Below are 16,172 nucleotides of genomic sequence, written 5' to 3'. Positions count from 1 at the left end.
CTATCGCGAGCAGGCTCACTCCTACAGGGGATTTGTGCAGACCTTCAGTTCGGGTTGAAGGGATACGGCTGCTTCCACTTCTCGAAGATCGGCTTCAACTCGCCGCTCTTCACCAACTGCTCCATGCGTTGGTCATACAGGGCCATCAGCGCTCGCGCCTGAGGCGTGTCGGCAAACCCGAGAAACAGCGGCAGCTCGGCCAGGTGTGAATAGCGATACTGCGCTGGATCGGCTGCGGTTTTCACCACGGCTTCAATCTCGGTCAGCGCATCGATGTAGTAATCCGCCCGCCCCTGCTTGAGCATCGACAGAATCCCGGTACGGCGTTCGATCTGGTTGTAACGCTTGATGTTCGGCAGGTAGTTCTCGTAACGATAACCGCGCACCCAGGCCAGCCGATATTTGCCCAGCGTCGCCTGGGTGGGCGAAGGATTGCTCGCCAGACCCAATGCGTAGATGTGGTCGGAATCGAAGTTCCAGTGCGGATACAGCACTTGCTCGGTTTCATCGCGGTAGGAGCCGACCAGCGCATCGACTTCCTTCAACTGCACGAGCCCGATGGAGCGGGTGTACGGCACGCTGCGGATCTCGACCTTCACACCGACCGGTTCAAAGACCTTGCGCAGCACATCCCAAGCGAGTCCGTGGCCGTCAGCGGCGGTGTAGTCTTCCCAGTCTTCGCTGGCCAGATGAATCACCGCCGGCGCATGCGCAGCTTCCTGAGCACTGACGACAGTGCTCAACAAGGTCAACATCAGCAGCGCCAGCCAGCGTCGAACCATCCCTAGTGTCCTCACTTAACCCTGTACGGTGCGTATCAGGCGAAAATCCATACCAGCCCCTGCATCGCCAGCCAAGCAAACACACCGGCCAGCACGTCATCGAGCATGATGCCGACGCCGCCATGCACGTGCCGGTCGATCCAGCGGATCGGCCATGGCTTGAGAATGTCGAAGAAACGGAACACCAGAAAACCCGCGAGCAACCAGTACCAGCCTTCCGGTACCAGCCACAGGGTGATCCACATACCGACCATTTCGTCCCAGACGATACCTTCGTGATCGTGTACCCGCAGATCGTCGGCGACTTTGCCGCACAGCCAGAAGCCGAACAGCATGGTGATCCCGAGCATCAGCCAGTAACCCCAGTCGGGCAGCATCTGCCACAGCGGGATGAAGGGTAGCGCAACTAACGAACCCCACGTGCCCGGGGCTTTCGGCAGGGTGCCGGAACCAAAACCGAACGCGAGGAAATGCCAGGGATTGCGCCAGACCGACGGCGGAACGAATTCGGCCGGAACCTGTTTCGGGTGATCTGTCACGGTGTCTCCTGAAAATGTTGATAGCCCCGGACTTGCGGGGTGATGTCGTGCCCTTCGCGATCCAGCAAAATCACGCCCTGACCTTCTGCCACTCGACCGATCACATGGATCGGCCAGCCATTGGCCAGCAGCGGCGGCAACTCGACGGACGGCAGGGTGAACGCCAGCACGTAATCATCGCCACCGCTCAGCGCTGCACGCTCGGCGCCGCGCTGACCGAGAAACGCCACTAAAGCATCCGACAGCGGTACGCGCTCGCGTTCAATCTCAAGTCGCACCTTTGAGGCCAGCGCAATGTGGCCACAGTCGGCGAGCAGGCCATCGGAGATATCCAGCGCCGAGGTGGCTTTGCCACGCAGGGCCTGGCCGAGGGCGAGTTGCGGTTGTGGCGACCAGTAATGATCGAGCAGCGGTTGGGCAATTTGCGGCTCAGCATCACGTTGCCCCAGCACCAGCGGCAAAGCGCCGGCCGCATTGCCCAGTTCGCCACCGACACAGAGCAAATCGCCCGGTTGCGCACCGCTACGGGTCAATGCCTGACCCGCCGGCACTCGACCAAACACAGTTACCGTCAGACTCAACGGCCCGCGCGTGGTATCGCCGCCAACCAAGGCAACGCCACAGCTCTGCGCCATACGGTTCAAACCGCGGGCATAGGCTTGCAGCCAATCGGCGGTCACCGTCGGTACAGTCAGGGCAAGGGTAAAGGCAACGGGCGTGGCGCCCATGGCGGCCAGATCGCTGACCGCGACGGCCAGCGAACGCTGACCGAGCAGAAACGGATCGCAGGGGTCGGCGAAATGCACACCGGCCACCAGCGTATCGGTAGAGATCGCCAACTGTTCCCCGGGGGGAACAGCGAGCAAGGCGCAGTCATCGCCGATCCCCAGAGCAACGCCTTCGCCGCCCTGCGCACAAGGCGCGGCGGCGAAGAAATTGCGGATCAGCTCGAATTCGCCCATTGAGGTTTCAAGCGCGATTTAGCGCTTGAACGCCTTCACTTCAGCTTCACGCAGGCGCGGGGCCAGCTTGTCGAGCACGCCGTTGACGAACTTGTGGCCGTCGGTCGAACCGAAGACTTTCGCCAGCTCGATACCTTCGTTGATCACCACGCGGTACGGCACGTCGACGCGCTTGAGCAGTTCCCAGGTCGACAGACGCAGAACGGCCAGTTCAACCGGGTCCAGCTCTTCGATCGCCAGATCCAGGCAAGGCGTCAGGGCGGTGTCGATTTCGGTCTTGAACTGCGGAACCCCGTGGAGAATTTCGCGGAAGTAAGCACCGTCGACATCGGTGAAATCGTTATCAACGCGAAACTGCGCTTCGATCTCGTTCAGCGATTGCTTGGCCATGTGCCACTGGTACAGCGCTTGAGTCGCGAGCTGACGGGCTTCGCGACGCTTGACGCTTTTCGAGGGCTTGCCGGCATCCGCAGGTTTTGGATCGCGCGGGTTGAAACGATCGCTTTCGTCGCTAATCACTTGGCCTCCAACTGTGCCAGCAGGCTGACCATTTCCAGAGCGGACAGGGCAGCTTCGGCACCTTTGTTACCGGCCTTGGTGCCGGAACGTTCGATGGCTTGCTCGATGGAATCAACGGTCAGGACGCCGAAAGCGACCGGTACGCCGAACTCCATGGACACCTGGGCCAGACCCTTGGTGCATTCGCCCGCCACGTATTCGAAGTGCGGAGTACCGCCACGAATGACCGCGCCGAGGGCGATGATGGCTGCGAACTCACCTTTCTGGGCGACTTTCTGCGCTACCAGCGGGATTTCGAAGGCGCCAGGTGCGCGGATGATGGTGATGTCGCTTTCGCTCACGCCGTGGCGAACCAGGGCATCAACTGCACCGCTGACCAGGCTTTCAACCACGAAGCTGTTGAAACGGCCCACTACCAAAGCGTAGCGGCCTTTAGGGGCGATGAAGGTACCTTCGATGGTCTTCAGGGTCATTCGTCAGTTCTCTTAAAGAGCCGGGACGCGTCTGCTACGCGTCCCTCAGTGATTTATTTGCCGCGAATTCGGGTCCGGAAACAACCGGTCATTATTCGGAGGGCACGTATTCTACAACTTCCAGATCGAAACCGGATATCGCATTAAATTTCATTGGCGCAGACATCAGGCGCATTTTGCGCACACCGAGGTCACGCAGGATCTGCGAACCGGCACCGACAATGCTGTAAGTCGTCGGTTTTTTCGGCGCGGCCTGATCACCGGTTTCACGGATATGCGCCAGCAACACGTCGCCATCGAGCGGGTGACCGAGCAACAGCACCACACCGCTGCCCGCCTCGGCAACCGCCGCCATGGCGGCGCGCAGGCTCCAGCGGCCTGGCTGTTTGACCATCAACAGGTCGCGCAGCGGGTCCATGTTGTGCACGCGAACCAGCGTTGGTTCTTCGGCGCAAACAGTGCCCAACGTGAGGGCCATGTGCACGTCGCCTTCCACGGAATCACGATAGGTCACCAGGTTGAATTGGCCCAGTTCGCTGTCCAGTGGCTGCTCGGCAATCCGCTGAACGGTACGTTCGTGGATCATCCGGTAGTGAATCAGGTCGGCGATGGTGCCGATCTTGATGTTGTGTTCAGCCGCGAAAGCTTCCAGCTCAGTGCGACGGGACATGGTGCCGTCGTCGTTCATCACTTCGCAGATCACACCGCTCGGCTCGAAACCGGCCATGCGCGCGAGGTCGCAAGCGGCTTCAGTGTGACCGGCGCGAGCGAGGGTGCCGCCGGCCTGAGCCATCAACGGGAAGATGTGGCCCGGGCTGACGATGTCTTCAGCCTTGGCGTCTTTGGCGGCAGCCGCTTGCACGGTGCGTGCACGGTCGGCGGCGGAAATGCCAGTGGTTACGCCTTCGGCGGCTTCGATCGAGACGGTGAACTTGGTGCCGAAACCGGAACCGTTGCGCGGCGCCATCAGCGGCAGCTTCAACAGTTCGCAGCGCTCGCGGCTCATCGGCATGCAGATCAGACCACGGGCGTGCTTGGCCATGAAGTTGATGTGCTCGGCCTGGCAGCATTCGGCGGCCATGATCAAGTCGCCTTCGTTCTCGCGGTCTTCGTCATCCATGAGGATGACCATCTTGCCTTGGCGGATGTCTTCAACCAGTTCTTCGATGCTATTGAGCGCCACAAGGCACCCCCTTCAGTCAGGATTTGAGGTAGCCGTTGGCGGCCAGAAAGCTTTCAGTGATGGTGCCGCCAGCGCTCGACTCTGCGGCCTTGTCGCCCAAGAGCAGACGCTCCAGATAACGCGCCAGCAAATCGACTTCCAGATTCACCCGGCGACCTGGCGTGTACGACGCCATGATGGTTTCGCTCAGGGTGTGCGGAATGATCGTCAGCATGAATTCGGCGCCATCGACGGCGTTCACGGTCAGGCTGGTGCCGTCGACGGTGATCGAGCCTTTATGGGCAATGTACTTGGCCAGGTCTTTCGGCGCGCGGATGCGAAATTCCACGGCGCGAGCATTGTCACTGCGCGAGACGATTTCGCCGACGCCGTCGACATGACCGCTGACCAGATGCCCGCCGAGACGGGTGGTCGGGGTCAGGGCCTTTTCCAGATTGACCGGACTGCCGCTTTTCAGGTCGTTCATGGCGGTGCAGTCGAGGGTTTCGCGGCTGACGTCGGCCGCGAAGCCGTCGCCCGGCAGCTCAACGGCGGTCAGGCAAACGCCGTTGACTGCAATGCTGTCGCCGAGTTTGACGTCGCTCAGGTCGAGCTTGCCGGTGGCGACGTGGACCCGCACATCACCGCCCTTTGGGGTCAGTGCGCGGATACTGCCGATGGATTCGATGATGCCGGTAAACATGGGGTTCTCCTTGAGAACTAAGCCAGCGTAATAACGATGGCCGGGAATTATACGCTCGGCGAAAGAACAGGGATGGCAGTGACTCGCCAGTCATCGCCCACAGCGCGAATTTCAGTGATTTTCAGCTCCGGGGCGTCCTTCATATAAGCCAACGGCCAGTCCAGAAGAGGACGCGCCGAAGAGCCGAGAAACTTGCCAGCGATGAAGATTACGAATTCGTCGACCAGACCGAGCTGAGCAAAAGCACCGGCCAGACGCGGGCCGGCTTCGACCAGCACCTCGTTGACGCCACGGTTAGCCAGTTCAATCAGCAATTGATGCAGATCGACCTGACCGTCATCGCCCGGCACGATCAGGCACTCAGGGCCGTGAGCGTATTGCTCTTCGATCGCGACACAGGTGGCGACCAACGCCGGGCCGGCCTTGAAGAACGGCGCATCCAGCGGCACGCGCAGGCGGCCGTCGATCAGCACGCGCAGCGGCGGACGGCTCATGGCCAATGCGGTTTGTTCGGCATCCAGACCCAACTCATCGGCCCGCACAGTCAAACGCGCGCCATCGGCCAGCACGGTGTCGGCGCCGGTCAGCACCACGGCGGCCTGAGCGCGCAAACGCTGGACTGCCGAACGTGCGGCCGGGCCGGTAATCCATTGGCTCTCGCCGCTTTCCATCGCCGTACGACCATCGAGGCTCATGGCCAACTTGACCCGCACAAACGGCAAGCCGTGTTCCATGCGCTTCAGAAAGCCTTGATTGAGCTTGCGCGCTTCAGCTTCGAGCACACCGCTTTCGGTGGCGATGCCGGCATCGGCCAGGCGCTGCAAACCACGCCCGGCGACTTGCGGATTGGGATCACGCATCGCTGCCACCACTCGAGCGACACCGGCATTCACCAGCGCGTCGGCGCACGGCGGCGTACGACCATGGTGACTGCAAGGTTCGAGGGTCACATACGCGGTCGCGCCCCGGGCCAGCTCACCGGCGGCGCGCAGGGCATGGACTTCGGCATGCGGTTCGCCGGCGCGCTCATGCCAGCCTTCGCCGACAATCTGCCCGTCACGCACCACCACGCAGCCGACCCGAGGATTGGGATGGGTGGTGTAGTGACCTTTGCGTGCCAGTTCCAGCGCGCGCGCCATGAAGTGGGCGTCGAGGATGGCCTGCTCGGCAACGGTGGTCATTCTTTCACCGGTTCGCGGGCGAGGCGGTCGATTTCTTCGCGGAACTCGTTGAGGTCCTGGAAGCGTTTGTACACCGAGGCGAAACGGATGTAGGCGACTTCATCAAGCTTCTGCAATTCAGCCATGACCAGTTCGCCGACCACGAGGGATTTGACCTCGCGCTCGCCGGTGGCGCGCAGCTTGTGCTTGATGTGAACCAGAGAGGATTCGAGGCGCTCGACGCTCACCGGACGCTTCTCCAGGGCGCGTTGCATGCCGGCGCGGAGTTTTTCTTCGTCGAACGGTTGGCGGCTGCCGTCGGTTTTGATCAGGCGCGGCAACACCAGTTCGGCCGTCTCGAACGTCGTGAAACGCTCGCCGCAGGCCAGGCATTCACGCCGGCGGCGCACCTGTTCGCCCTCGGCGACCAGACGCGAGTCGATGACCTTGGTGTCGTTGGCACCGCAGAAGGGACAGTGCATGGTGGCTGGCAACAAAAAAAGGGAGGGCCATGGTAGCGCATCCCGGTGGCAAGACAAGCCATAGGCTTTGCGGTATACAGAACGGCATGATCGTTTGATCCATGGATTTCATTTTGCCGGAGCATCCAATGCCGTTACGTCCGCTCGTTTTGCTCAGTCTTTTCAGCCTGCTGGTGGCCTGTGGCAGCGATGCACCCAAGCCCCAGCCGCCGACGCCAGGCCCGGCGCCGCAGCAAGCGCAGAAAAAAGCCAAGGAAGCCGCCGAGCTTGGCCCGCTGCCAGCCTATCAACGCGAACTGAGCGGCACCCTGCAAGGCGTGCCGGCCGGCGCCGAGGTCGAACTGGCGCTGTTGGTGATAGACGAGAAGGATCGCCCGCAACAATTGCTCGCCAGTTCAAGTCTGATCGGCAACAACCAGATTCTGCCGTTCCGCCTGCGTTTCAACCCGGACGCCTTCCCCGCCGGTGCGCGGGTTGAGTTGCGTGGCCGCGCCAGCCAGTCCGGCCAGTTGATCCTGCACCTGCCGTCGCAAACCATCAGCCAGCCGACCACTCAGGCGCTGGGCCAACTGCAATTTGTCAAAGCACCATGAATGCACCGCTCGACCTGCAACAGGCGTTAGGTGAATTGCTCGGCGACGCCAGACTCAAGGTCTGTGCGTTGCCGGACACTGATTTACAGCTATGGCTGATCGATGGCGACAACATGGATCGCGAATTCAGCCAGGAAGAAATTCAGCGAATTCTACACGAGCCACCGTACTGGGGTTTCTGCTGGGCCAGCGGTCTGGCGGTGGCGCGGTATCTGGCGGAGTTTCCCGAGTGGGTGCGCGGCAAGCGCGTGCTGGATTTCGGCGCCGGTTCCGGGATTGCCGGGATCGCGGCAGTGAAGGCCGGAGCGCTGGAAGTGGTGGCGTGCGATCTCGATCCGCTGGCGATTGCCGCATGCCGGGCGAACGCCGAGCTCAATGATGTGCAAATGAGTTATTCAACGGATTTCTTTGCCGAAGCCGATCGGTTTGATCTGATCCTGGTGGCGGACGTGTTGTACGACCGGGCGAATCTGCCGTTGCTCGATGCTTTTTTGAGCCGTGGAAGAGAAGCGTTGGTGGCGGATTCGCGGGTTCGGGATTTTCGCCATCCGTTGTATGAGCGCATTGAAATGCTTGAGGCGATGACGTTGCCGGATCTGGCGGAGCCTGAGGAATTTCGGCATGTCAGCCTTTACCATGCGCGGCGCTAGCTAAAAGCTTCGCCAGCAGGCTGGCTCCCACAGGGGTTTTGTGAACGACACAGATCCAATGTGGGAGCGAGCCTGCTCGCGAAGGCGTCCGCACATGCAACACACCTCTCAAAAGCTGACCGCTTCCGGCCACCCCCCGCCAAGCCGTATAGTTGCCCCATCCACGCTTTGACGAGATCCCCCATGAGTGAGCAAACGCCGTACATCTTCGACGCCACGACGGCCGATTTCGACCAGTCGGTGATCGAGGCCTCTTTCAACAAACCGGTGCTGGTGGATTTCTGGGCCGAATGGTGTGCGCCGTGCAAGGCGTTGATGCCGATGCTGCAAGGCATTGCCGAGAGCTATCAGGGCGAGTTGCTGCTGGCCAAGGTCAACTGCGACATCGAGCAGGACATCGTCGCCCGCTTCGGCATCCGCAGCCTGCCGACCGTAGTGCTGTTCAAGGACGGTCAACCGGTGGACGGTTTTGCCGGTGCACAACCAGAGTCCGCCGTCCGCGCCCTGCTTGAGCCGCACGTGCAAATGCCACCACCGGCCGCCGCCGATCCGTTCGAGCAGGCTCAGGCATTGTTCGATGACGGTCGTTACGCTGACGCCGAAGCGGCGCTGGTGGTCATGCTCACTGAGGACAACAGCAACGCCAAGGCGCTGATCCTATACGCGCGCTGCCTGACTGAACGCGGCGAACTGGACGAAGCGCAAACCGTGCTGGATGCAGTCAAGAGCGACGAACACAAAGCCGCACTGGCCGGGGCCAAGGCGCAGATCAAGTTCCTCGGCCTGGCGCGTGACTTGCCGGATGCCGCTGACCTGAAAGCGCGCCTGGCGAAAGATCCGCAGGACGATGAGGCGGTGTATCAACTGGCGATTCAGCAACTGGCGCGTCAGCAATACGAAGCGGCGCTGGAGGCATTGCTCAAGCTGTTCATCCGCAACCGCAACTATGGCGAAGGTCTGCCGCACAAGACCTTACTGCAAGTGTTCGAGCTGCTGGGCAATGATCATCCGTTGGTGACGATGTACCGCCGCAAGATGTTTGCTGCGCTTTATTAAGATCAAAAGATCGCAGCCTGCGGCAGCTCCTACATTGGGATCGTGTACACCCTTGCAGGAGCTGCCGCAGGCTGCGATCTTTTGCGGTTCACTCGATCCAGCTGTAGAGCGGCGTATCCCCGCCGCTCACCACTTTCACGTCGGAACTGTGGCGCAGGCGCACCAGCAAGCGCTTGCCTGCCACCGCGCTGCCGGTCAGCCCTTCCAGTTGATCAAGCAGGTCCGGACCGCTGAGCTGCCCGGCCTTGCGCAACAGGTCCTTGGCCAACTGCCACAAGGCATCGTCCTGATTCAGCGGTTTCGCCGCCGGGGCTGATGCGACCGCCTCAGATTGAGCGACCGGCGCCTGCCCATTCAGCGCTGAACCGAGCTTCGCCCAATCGCCGTCATCCAGTTCCACCGTCAAATCCACCGGCACATCGCCGACGGTTCCGCGTATCCGCAACATTGAGTTCGCTCCCGCACTTTTCTGACCTGCATGCTCCCACGGGACTTGTGCAACGCCAAGCGCACGGGCAAACTCTGCGCACTTTCGTTATAAGATCACATAACAAACTCTTCACTTTACTTCCCGGAGACCGCCATGCGTCGTCTGCTGCTCGCTTTGCCGTTTGCCCTGTTGCCGCTGGCCATCGCCCATGCTGCCGATGAGCATGACCACGATCACGACCATGAACACGGCAGCCTCGGCGCGCATGAACATGGCGTGGGTCGTTTGAATGCCGCGCTCGACGGTCAGACCCTGGAGCTGGAGCTGGAAAGCCCGGCGATGAACCTCGTCGGTTTCGAACACGTCGCCACTTCGGATGCCGACAAGGCCAAAGTCGCTGCCGCCCGCGCGCAACTGGAAAAACCGCTGGCCCTGTTCAGCCTGCCCACCGCTGCCGGTTGCAAAGTGGTCAGCCAGGAACTGGAAAGCCCGTTGTTCGGCGACAAGCCGGATGCCGATGATCATGACGATGATGAAGCGGACAAGGACGGTCACGAGCATCACCACGACCACAGCGAAATCCACGCGCATTACCAATTCAGCTGCGCCACACCGGGTGCGTTGAAGACGCTGGATCTGGCCAACGTCTTCAATACCTTCCCGGCGACGCAGAAAATTCAGGTACAACTGATCAGCGCCAGCGGCCAGCAAGGTACTGAAGTGACGGCCAAGGCTGCTGCCCTGAAATTCTGAAATCTGTGAAGATCCCTTGTAGGAGTGAGCCTGCTCGCGATAGCAGACTGTCAGTTGATTCAGTGCTGACTGGTACACCGCTATCGCGAGCAGGCTCACTCCTACAAAGGGGCCACTCAACTCCATATCCGGTTTCAAATGACCCAAGCACTCATCGAACTGTCCGACCTTGGCTTCAACTGGCCCGGTCACCCGCCGTTGCTGGACATCCCGGCATTTCGTCTGGAAGCCGGCGAAACCCTGTTCCTCAAAGGCCCCAGCGGCAGCGGCAAGACCACCCTGCTCGGTCTGCTCGGCGGCGTGCAGAAACCCGGTCGCGGCAGCATTCGTCTGCTCGGCCAGGAACTGACCGAACTCTCCGCTGGCGCCCGCGATACCTTCCGTGTCGATCACACCGGCTACATCTTCCAGCAGTTCAACCTGCTGCCGTTTCTTTCGGTACGCGAGAACGTTGAGCTGCCTTGCCACTTTTCCAAGCTGCGTGCGCAACGGGCGAAACAGCGCCACGGCAGTGTCGATCAAGCCGCCGCCACCCTCCTCGCCCACTTGGGCTTGAAAGACGAAAGCATCCTCAGCCGTCGTGCTGATTCACTGTCGATCGGCCAACAGCAACGGGTTGCCGCCGCACGCGCATTGATCGGCCAGCCTGAGCTGGTGATCGCCGACGAACCAACCTCGGCACTGGATTACGACGCCCGGGAAAACTTCATTCGCCTGCTGTTCGCCGAATGCCGCGAGGCCGGCTCCAGTCTGCTGTTTGTCAGCCACGACCAGAGCCTGGCGCCGCTGTTCGACCGTCATCTGTCCCTGGCCGAACTCAATCGCGCCGCCACGTCTGCCGAGGTCTGAGATGTATCTGTTTCGTCTGGCCATGGCCAGCCTGGCCAACCGCCGTTTTACCGCCCTGCTCACTGCATTCGCCATCGCCCTGTCGGTGTGCCTGCTGCTCGCCGTCGAGCGGGTGCGCACCGAAGCCAAAGCCAGTTTCGCCAGCACCATCAGTGGCACCGACCTGATCGTCGGCGCACGCTCCGGTTCGGTGAATCTGCTGCTGTACTCGGTGTTTCGTATTGGTAACGCCACCAACAACATCCGCTGGGACAGCTTCGAACACTTCGCCAACAACCCGAAAGTGAAGTGGGCAATCCCGATGTCCCTCGGCGACTCCCATCGCGGCTATCGCGTGATGGGCACCACCGAAGCCTATTTCGAGCATTACCAGTACGGTCGCCAGCAACACCTGGCACTGGCTGACGGCCGTGCGTTTGCCAGCGATCCGTTTGAAGTGGTGCTCGGCGCCGAAGTGGCCGATGCGCTACATTACAAACTCGGTGACAAACTGGTGCTGGCCCACGGCGTGGCGGCGATCAGTCTGGTCAAGCACGACGACAAACCGTTCACCGTGGTCGGTATTCTCAAGCGCACCGGCACCCCGGTCGATCGCACGTTGCACATCAGCCTCGGTGGTATGGAGGCGATTCACATCGACTGGCACAACGGTGTGCCGGCACGCGGAAATGGCCGGATCAGCGCCGATCAGGCGCGCAACATGGACCTGACGCCGCAAGCGATCACTGCATTCATGCTCGGTCTAAACAGCAAGATTTCCACGTTTGCGCTGCAACGCGAAATCAATGAATTCCGTGGCGAACCGATGCTGGCGATTCTGCCGGGCGTAGCGTTGCAAGAATTGTGGAGCCTGATGAGCACTGCGGAAAAAGCGCTGTTCGTGGTCTCGTTGTTCGTGGTGCTGACCGGGTTGATCGGCATGCTCACGGCGATTCTCACCAGCCTCAACGAGCGGCGCCGCGAGATGGCGATTCTGCGCTCAGTCGGGGCGCGACCGTGGCATATCGCGAGCCTGTTGGTGCTCGAGGCGTTTGCACTGGCGCTGACCGGGGTGATTGCCGGGGTAGCACTTTTGTACATCGGCATCGCTGCGGCGCAGGGCTACGTACAGGCCAATTATGGTTTGTATCTGCCGTTGGCGTGGCCGAGCGAGTATGAATGGACGCTGCTCGGTGGCATTCTGGCCGCCGCGCTGCTGATGGGCAGCGTGCCGGCCTGGCGCGCTTATCGCCAATCCCTGGCCGATGGCCTGTCGATCCGTTTATGAGGATGTTCACCATGCCCCGCGCTGCACTCGCGCTGCTGCTGTTGATCGCCCTGCCCGTCTGGGCAGCGGCACCGAAAGACCTGACGTGGTCGGAAATGATCCCGCCGGACGCCGCGCCGGAAGTGCCGAACATGACGCCATTGCACGACATGTCGAAGATGAGCGACGCGCTCTCCGCTGAATCCGCGCCTGCGGCGAAGCAGGACCTGCCGAACGCGCCGGTGGTGCAATCACTCGACGGTCAGAACATTCGTTTGCCGGGCTACATCGTGCCGCTGGAAGTCAATGAAGAGGGACGCACCACCGACTTTTTGCTGGTGCCGTATTTCGGCGCCTGCATCCATGTGCCGCCACCGCCGTCGAACCAGATCGTGCATGTGAAAAGCGAGTTGGGCGTGAAGCTTGATGAGCTGTATCAGCCTTACTGGGTCGAGGGACCGTTGCAAGTCAAGGCGTCGAGCAGTGAACTGGCGGATGCCGGGTATCAGATGGATGCGGACAAGATTTATGTGTATGAGCTGCCGGAGTGAATCCGGCGGTTTTGTGTTGATTGATCCATCGTCTTCGCGAGCAGGCTCGCTCCCACAGGTGATCACATTCCAGGGTGGGAGCGAGCCTGCTCGCGAAGGGGCCCTCAAAGGTTCCACAGAAACCCGCTCCTTCACTGTTTCATTGAGCTGAGTCAAAAGACCGTATCAGTTGGCTTCGTACCATAGGACATCAGACATTTCTAACGTCCTTTCGGAGCCCCCATGAACAAGTCCTTGCTCAGCGCTTCGCTGTTTGCCCTCGCGCTCGCAGCCCCGCTCGCCCACGCCCACGAAGCCGGTGACATTCTCATCCGCGCCGGTGCGATCACCGTCAACCCGAAGGCCGACAGTTCCAGCGTCAAGGTCGATCAGGGTCCGTTGAGCGGCACCAATCTGGGCGGCAAGGCGACCATGAGCAGCGACACCCAACTGGGTCTCAACTTCGCCTACATGCTCACCGATCACGTCGGCCTCGAACTGCTTGCGGCGACGCCGTTCGAGCATGACGTCAAACTCAAAGGCACTGCCCTGCCAGCGGCCAATGGCAAGCTCGGCACCCTGAAACACCTGCCGCCAACCCTCAGCGTCGTCTACTACCCATTGGATTCGAAATCGGCCTTCCAACCGTACGTTGGCGGTGGCATCAACTACACCTGGATCTATGACGAACACGTCGGCAGCGAAGCCAGCGCCAACGGTTTCAGCAACTTCAAGGCGAAAAACTCCTGGGGTCTGGCCTGGCAGGTCGGTGCTGATTACATGCTGACCGACAACATCATGCTTAACGCCCAAGTGCGTTACATCGACATCGACACCCGCGCCACCGTCGAGAACAACGCCGTTGCCCCGGGTACTCGCGCACGGGTCAACGTCGATGTGGATCCGTTCATCTACATGGTCGGCTTGGGCTATAAATTCTAAGTCGAGTTATCGGACGTTCACGTGGTGGTGAATGAGGCTTGGTGGCGAGCAGGCATAGAACTGACGGCGACCGTACGCAGTTGATCGGGGGATAACATCCCCTTGCCACAGGAGTAGCGACATATTCCGGCCGTGAAAAAGGCGCCTGTCAAAGGGCGCCTTTTTCATGTCCGCTGGAAACCTGTGGCGTGAGTTGGATCTCCCCCTCACCCCAGCCCTCTCCCTCAGGGAGAGGGGGAAAGGGAGCCGATTTTCGTGTTCTTCAAAACCTGAGTTCGACTCGGTATCTCACGTCGGCGTAACCCGAAAGAACACCTCGGTCAGTCCCCAATCCCCCCCGGGAGAGGGAGCCGATTTGGGTGACTTTCAAAACCTGAGTTCGACTCGGTATTTCACGTCGGCGTAACTCGAAAGAACACCTCGATCAGTCCCCTCTCCCTCTGGGAGAGGGTTAGGGTGAGGGACTCTTTTCAGGAACGCCCCAACAACCGCGCCAACCCCACACTCATCGCCGTCTGCTGTGGCAGCTTGAAGCGCTCCAGCAAACGAGCGTTGTTCGCCCGCGAATGCCGGATGTCACCGGAGCGCGCCGGGCCGTAGCTGACGGGCGGCAACTCACCGACCACCGCTTGCAGTGCTTCAAGCATCTGCTTGAGGCTCATCGCCTGATTCCAGCCAACGTTCACCGGACCGACGTCCACCTCAGGCTTTTCGATGCCCTGCACCAGCAAATCGACCAGATCTTCGACGTACAGGAAATCACGCGTCTGCTCACCATCACCGAACACCGTAATCGGCAGACCTTTCTGCGCGCGTTCGCTGAAGATGCTGATCACCCCGGAGTACGGCGAGGACGGATCCTGGCGCGGGCCGAAGATGTTGAAGAAGCGGAAAGTCACCGGCTCCAGGCCATGCTGGCGGCGATAGAAATCGAAATAATGTTCGCCCGCCAGTTTGTCCGAGGCGTAAGGCGTCAGCGGGGCTTTGGGCGTGTCTTCATCTATCGACTCACCCTCACCGTTGTTGCCGTACACCGCCGCACTGGACGCATACAGCACACGTTTGACGCCGGCCAGACGCATGGCTTCGCAGACATTCAGCGTGCCGATGAAATTGCTCTGGTGAGTTTTCACCGGATCATCCACCGACGCCTGCACCGAAGCCACGGCCGCCAGGTGCGCGACCGCGCTGCAGCCTTGCATGGCCTTGGCCACCAGCGCCGCATCGGCGACATCACCAACAATCAGTTCAACCTTCGGATTGTCCAGCGCCAGGTTGCTGCGCTTGCCCGTCGACAAATCGTCGAGGATGCGCACCGAATGCCCCTTGGCGAGCAAAGCGTCGGTCAGGTGGGAGCCAATGAAGCCGGCTCCGCCGGTGATTAAAACAGTCCCTTTAGCCATGGCGGTAGAACCTATCCAGTAAGCCCGGGAGTGCAGCGCGCCAGGCACGCGGCTTGATCCCGAAAGTATGCAGAATTTTCTTGCAGGCCAGCACCGCGTGTTGCGGCTCTTCGGCAGCGTCCGGCCGCGCGGCGTGAGCCTGAGCGGTCGGTGCTTCGATAGCCAGCGCATGCAGGCTTCGCGCTTCAGTGAGAATCGCCTGACCCAGCGCCAGCGGCGTGGTCGCCTCGTGGCCGGCGTAGTGGTAAGTGCCCCACAGTGGCGCGGCACAGTCGAGTTGCTTGAGCACCGAAATGATCACTCGCGCGGCATCGTCGACCGGCGTCGGGTTGCCACGGCGGTCATCCGCCAACAGCAATTCGTCCGGTTGCTCGGCCCGTGCGAGGAAACGCCCGAGCGTGCCATCCGGGCTGTCATCGAGCAGCCAGCCGAAACGTAGCAGGACATGTTGCGGGCAAGTGGCGCGAACGCTTTGTTCGATACGCCACAATGCTTGACCGCGCAGGCCCAACGGCACCGGTTCGTCTTTTTCGCTGTACGCCGTGGCACGCGAACCATCGAACACCCGATAACTGGAGGGCTGGACGAGAACGATGTTGTGGTGCTGGCACAGTTCGGCCAGACGCTCGATCGCGCGTTCCTGCCCGGCCATGCGGCCTTCGCTGACGGTTTCGGCCTGGAACCAGTCGAAATAGTAGGCGAGGTTGATCAATGCATCGGGACGGGTGTCGTCGAGCAATTGGGTCAAGCTCGCGGCATCCCAGCCGTTTTCGGGCGGGCGTGGGGCGAGGAAACCGATGTCTTCCTCTGCACCGAGGCGAATCAGCGCCTGCCCAAGGGCATTTCCGCCGCCCAGTAACATAAGGCGCATTCGCATAGAGTCAGCAGGCCCAGTCTGATTGGAACGATGGCTTTAGCGACGGATCTCGTGGAACCGT

General features: G+C 61.0%; 20 protein-coding genes. 8 read left to right on the top strand and 12 right to left on the bottom strand.

The features are described from left to right. Positions 1–44: 44 nt before the first annotated feature. The 9 genes from KBP52_RS21980 to nrdR form a co-directional block, all read right to left on the bottom strand. Positions 45–782: a transporter substrate-binding domain-containing protein gene (locus KBP52_RS21980; protein ID WP_212620950.1), complete on the bottom strand. Its 738-nt coding sequence runs from the start codon at positions 780–782 to the stop codon at positions 45–47. 35 nt (positions 783–817) lie between these two features. Further along, entirely contained in the window at positions 818–1,321 is a 504-nt protein-coding gene (locus KBP52_RS21975) for a phosphatidylglycerophosphatase A (RefSeq protein WP_007910933.1), read from the bottom strand. Continuing rightward, complete coding sequence (thiL, locus tag KBP52_RS21970) at positions 1,318–2,283, bottom strand: thiamine-phosphate kinase (RefSeq protein WP_212620949.1); 966 nt, start codon at positions 2,281–2,283, stop codon at positions 1,318–1,320. Before thiL ends, KBP52_RS21975 begins: the two co-directional genes overlap by 4 nt. Before the next feature lie 18 nt (positions 2,284–2,301). Next, on the bottom strand, positions 2,302–2,802 hold the full coding sequence (gene nusB, locus KBP52_RS21965; RefSeq protein ID WP_039761889.1) for a transcription antitermination factor NusB: 501 nt from the start codon (positions 2,800–2,802) through the stop codon (positions 2,302–2,304). Next, the gene (gene ribE / locus KBP52_RS21960; RefSeq protein WP_003228649.1) at positions 2,799–3,275 is read right to left on the bottom strand and encodes a 6,7-dimethyl-8-ribityllumazine synthase; all 477 of its coding nucleotides are present in this window, start codon (positions 3,273–3,275) and stop codon (positions 2,799–2,801) included. The genes nusB and ribE overlap by 4 nt, the downstream gene beginning before the upstream one ends. A 91-nt stretch (positions 3,276–3,366) precedes the next feature. Continuing rightward, positions 3,367–4,458: a bifunctional 3,4-dihydroxy-2-butanone-4-phosphate synthase/GTP cyclohydrolase II gene (ribBA, locus tag KBP52_RS21955; protein ID WP_212620948.1), complete on the bottom strand. Its 1,092-nt coding sequence runs from the start codon at positions 4,456–4,458 to the stop codon at positions 3,367–3,369. A 16-nt stretch (positions 4,459–4,474) separates the two neighbouring features. Continuing rightward, positions 4,475–5,140, bottom strand: a complete 666-nt coding sequence (locus KBP52_RS21950) for a riboflavin synthase (RefSeq protein WP_212620947.1) — start codon at positions 5,138–5,140, stop codon at positions 4,475–4,477. A 47-nt stretch (positions 5,141–5,187) separates the two neighbouring features. Beyond that, positions 5,188–6,321: a bifunctional diaminohydroxyphosphoribosylaminopyrimidine deaminase/5-amino-6-(5-phosphoribosylamino)uracil reductase RibD gene (gene ribD, locus KBP52_RS21945; protein ID WP_123593138.1), complete on the bottom strand. Its 1,134-nt coding sequence runs from the start codon at positions 6,319–6,321 to the stop codon at positions 5,188–5,190. Further along, positions 6,318–6,782 (bottom strand): transcriptional regulator NrdR, encoded by a 465-nt coding sequence (gene nrdR / locus KBP52_RS21940; protein ID WP_007910946.1) that lies wholly within the window; start codon positions 6,780–6,782, stop codon positions 6,318–6,320. Before nrdR ends, ribD begins: the two co-directional genes overlap by 4 nt. Positions 6,783–6,910: 128 nt before the next feature. Here nrdR and KBP52_RS21935 point away from each other — a divergent pair, with 128 nt between their 5' ends. From KBP52_RS21935 to trxA, 3 genes are all read left to right on the top strand, one after another. Beyond that, a complete protein-coding gene (locus tag KBP52_RS21935; protein ID WP_053124259.1) occupies positions 6,911–7,375 on the top strand; it encodes a YbaY family lipoprotein in 465 nt (154 codons plus the stop codon). Next, the gene (locus tag KBP52_RS21930) at positions 7,372–8,025 is read left to right on the top strand and encodes a 50S ribosomal protein L11 methyltransferase (RefSeq protein WP_212620946.1); all 654 of its coding nucleotides are present in this window, start codon (positions 7,372–7,374) and stop codon (positions 8,023–8,025) included. The genes KBP52_RS21935 and KBP52_RS21930 overlap by 4 nt, the downstream gene beginning before the upstream one ends. Positions 8,026–8,208: 183 nt before the next feature. Next, positions 8,209–9,081, top strand: coding sequence for a thioredoxin (trxA, locus tag KBP52_RS21925; protein WP_116029891.1), 873 nt, complete (start codon positions 8,209–8,211; stop codon positions 9,079–9,081). A gap of 88 nt (positions 9,082–9,169) precedes the next feature. Here the strand turns inward: trxA and KBP52_RS21920 are convergent, their stop codons facing one another. After that, positions 9,170–9,529, bottom strand: coding sequence for a hypothetical protein (locus KBP52_RS21920; RefSeq protein WP_077574711.1), 360 nt, complete (start codon positions 9,527–9,529; stop codon positions 9,170–9,172). Between the two features lie 135 nt (positions 9,530–9,664). Between KBP52_RS21920 and KBP52_RS21915 the strand changes: the two genes are divergently transcribed. From KBP52_RS21915 to KBP52_RS21895, 5 genes are all read left to right on the top strand, one after another. Further along, complete coding sequence (locus KBP52_RS21915; RefSeq protein ID WP_116029892.1) at positions 9,665–10,264, top strand: DUF2796 domain-containing protein; 600 nt, start codon at positions 9,665–9,667, stop codon at positions 10,262–10,264. 138 nt (positions 10,265–10,402) lie between these two features. Continuing rightward, the gene (locus KBP52_RS21910) at positions 10,403–11,113 is read left to right on the top strand and encodes an ABC transporter ATP-binding protein (RefSeq protein ID WP_016984101.1); all 711 of its coding nucleotides are present in this window, start codon (positions 10,403–10,405) and stop codon (positions 11,111–11,113) included. 1 nt (position 11,114) lies between these two features. After that, positions 11,115–12,380, top strand: coding sequence for an ABC transporter permease (locus KBP52_RS21905; RefSeq protein ID WP_212620945.1), 1,266 nt, complete (start codon positions 11,115–11,117; stop codon positions 12,378–12,380). Between the two features lie 11 nt (positions 12,381–12,391). Further along, positions 12,392–12,910 carry a DUF3299 domain-containing protein gene (locus KBP52_RS21900; RefSeq protein WP_034153908.1) on the top strand — a complete coding sequence of 173 codons (519 nt, stop codon included), beginning with the start codon at positions 12,392–12,394 and terminating at the stop codon, positions 12,908–12,910. 222 nt (positions 12,911–13,132) lie between these two features. Continuing rightward, the gene (locus KBP52_RS21895) at positions 13,133–13,831 is read left to right on the top strand and encodes an OmpW family outer membrane protein (RefSeq protein WP_077574716.1); all 699 of its coding nucleotides are present in this window, start codon (positions 13,133–13,135) and stop codon (positions 13,829–13,831) included. Positions 13,832–14,301: 470 nt separating this feature from the next. On the opposite strand, the gene KBP52_RS21890 is transcribed toward KBP52_RS21895, so the two are convergent. Then, positions 14,302–15,234, bottom strand: coding sequence for an NAD-dependent epimerase/dehydratase family protein (locus KBP52_RS21890; RefSeq protein ID WP_212620944.1), 933 nt, complete (start codon positions 15,232–15,234; stop codon positions 14,302–14,304). Next, a complete protein-coding gene (locus KBP52_RS21885) occupies positions 15,227–16,111 on the bottom strand; it encodes a sugar nucleotide-binding protein (protein WP_116029895.1) in 885 nt (294 codons plus the stop codon). Before KBP52_RS21885 ends, KBP52_RS21890 begins: the two co-directional genes overlap by 8 nt. Between the last annotated feature and the right edge of the window lie 61 nt (positions 16,112–16,172).

Origin of the sequence: Pseudomonas sp. SCA2728.1_7 (assembly GCF_018138145.1) — a bacterium.
Taxonomy (GTDB): Bacteria; Pseudomonadota; Gammaproteobacteria; order Pseudomonadales; family Pseudomonadaceae; genus Aquipseudomonas; species Aquipseudomonas koreensis_A.
The sequence above is the reverse complement of the archived record's forward strand: the minus strand, read 5'-3'. Positions and strand labels throughout refer to the sequence as shown.

Excerpts from the sequence above, each read along its gene's own strand:
- KBP52_RS21930 (WP_212620946.1), top strand. The coding sequence starts at position 7,372 with ATGAATGCACCGCTCGACCTGCAACAGGCGTTAGGTGAATTGCTCGGC.
- KBP52_RS21895 (WP_077574716.1), top strand. The coding sequence starts at position 13,133 with ATGAACAAGTCCTTGCTCAGCGCTTCGCTGTTTGCCCTCGCGCTCGCA.
- thiL (WP_212620949.1), bottom strand. The coding sequence starts at position 2,283 with ATGGGCGAATTCGAGCTGATCCGCAATTTCTTCGCCGCCGCGCCTTGT.
- KBP52_RS21910 (WP_016984101.1), top strand. The coding sequence starts at position 10,403 with ATGACCCAAGCACTCATCGAACTGTCCGACCTTGGCTTCAACTGGCCC.
- KBP52_RS21920 (WP_077574711.1), bottom strand. The coding sequence starts at position 9,529 with ATGTTGCGGATACGCGGAACCGTCGGCGATGTGCCGGTGGATTTGACG.
- trxA (WP_116029891.1), top strand. The coding sequence starts at position 8,209 with ATGAGTGAGCAAACGCCGTACATCTTCGACGCCACGACGGCCGATTTC.
- KBP52_RS21885 (WP_116029895.1), bottom strand. The coding sequence starts at position 16,111 with ATGCGAATGCGCCTTATGTTACTGGGCGGCGGAAATGCCCTTGGGCAG.
- KBP52_RS21980 (WP_212620950.1), bottom strand. The coding sequence starts at position 782 with ATGGTTCGACGCTGGCTGGCGCTGCTGATGTTGACCTTGTTGAGCACT.
- ribE (WP_003228649.1), bottom strand. The coding sequence starts at position 3,275 with ATGACCCTGAAGACCATCGAAGGTACCTTCATCGCCCCTAAAGGCCGC.
- KBP52_RS21890 (WP_212620944.1), bottom strand. The coding sequence starts at position 15,234 with ATGGCTAAAGGGACTGTTTTAATCACCGGCGGAGCCGGCTTCATTGGC.
- ribD (WP_123593138.1), bottom strand. The coding sequence starts at position 6,321 with ATGACCACCGTTGCCGAGCAGGCCATCCTCGACGCCCACTTCATGGCG.
- KBP52_RS21950 (WP_212620947.1), bottom strand. The coding sequence starts at position 5,140 with ATGTTTACCGGCATCATCGAATCCATCGGCAGTATCCGCGCACTGACC.
- KBP52_RS21900 (WP_034153908.1), top strand. The coding sequence starts at position 12,392 with ATGCCCCGCGCTGCACTCGCGCTGCTGCTGTTGATCGCCCTGCCCGTC.
- KBP52_RS21935 (WP_053124259.1), top strand. The coding sequence starts at position 6,911 with ATGCCGTTACGTCCGCTCGTTTTGCTCAGTCTTTTCAGCCTGCTGGTG.
- KBP52_RS21905 (WP_212620945.1), top strand. The coding sequence starts at position 11,115 with ATGTATCTGTTTCGTCTGGCCATGGCCAGCCTGGCCAACCGCCGTTTT.
- nrdR (WP_007910946.1), bottom strand. The coding sequence starts at position 6,782 with ATGCACTGTCCCTTCTGCGGTGCCAACGACACCAAGGTCATCGACTCG.
- KBP52_RS21915 (WP_116029892.1), top strand. The coding sequence starts at position 9,665 with ATGCGTCGTCTGCTGCTCGCTTTGCCGTTTGCCCTGTTGCCGCTGGCC.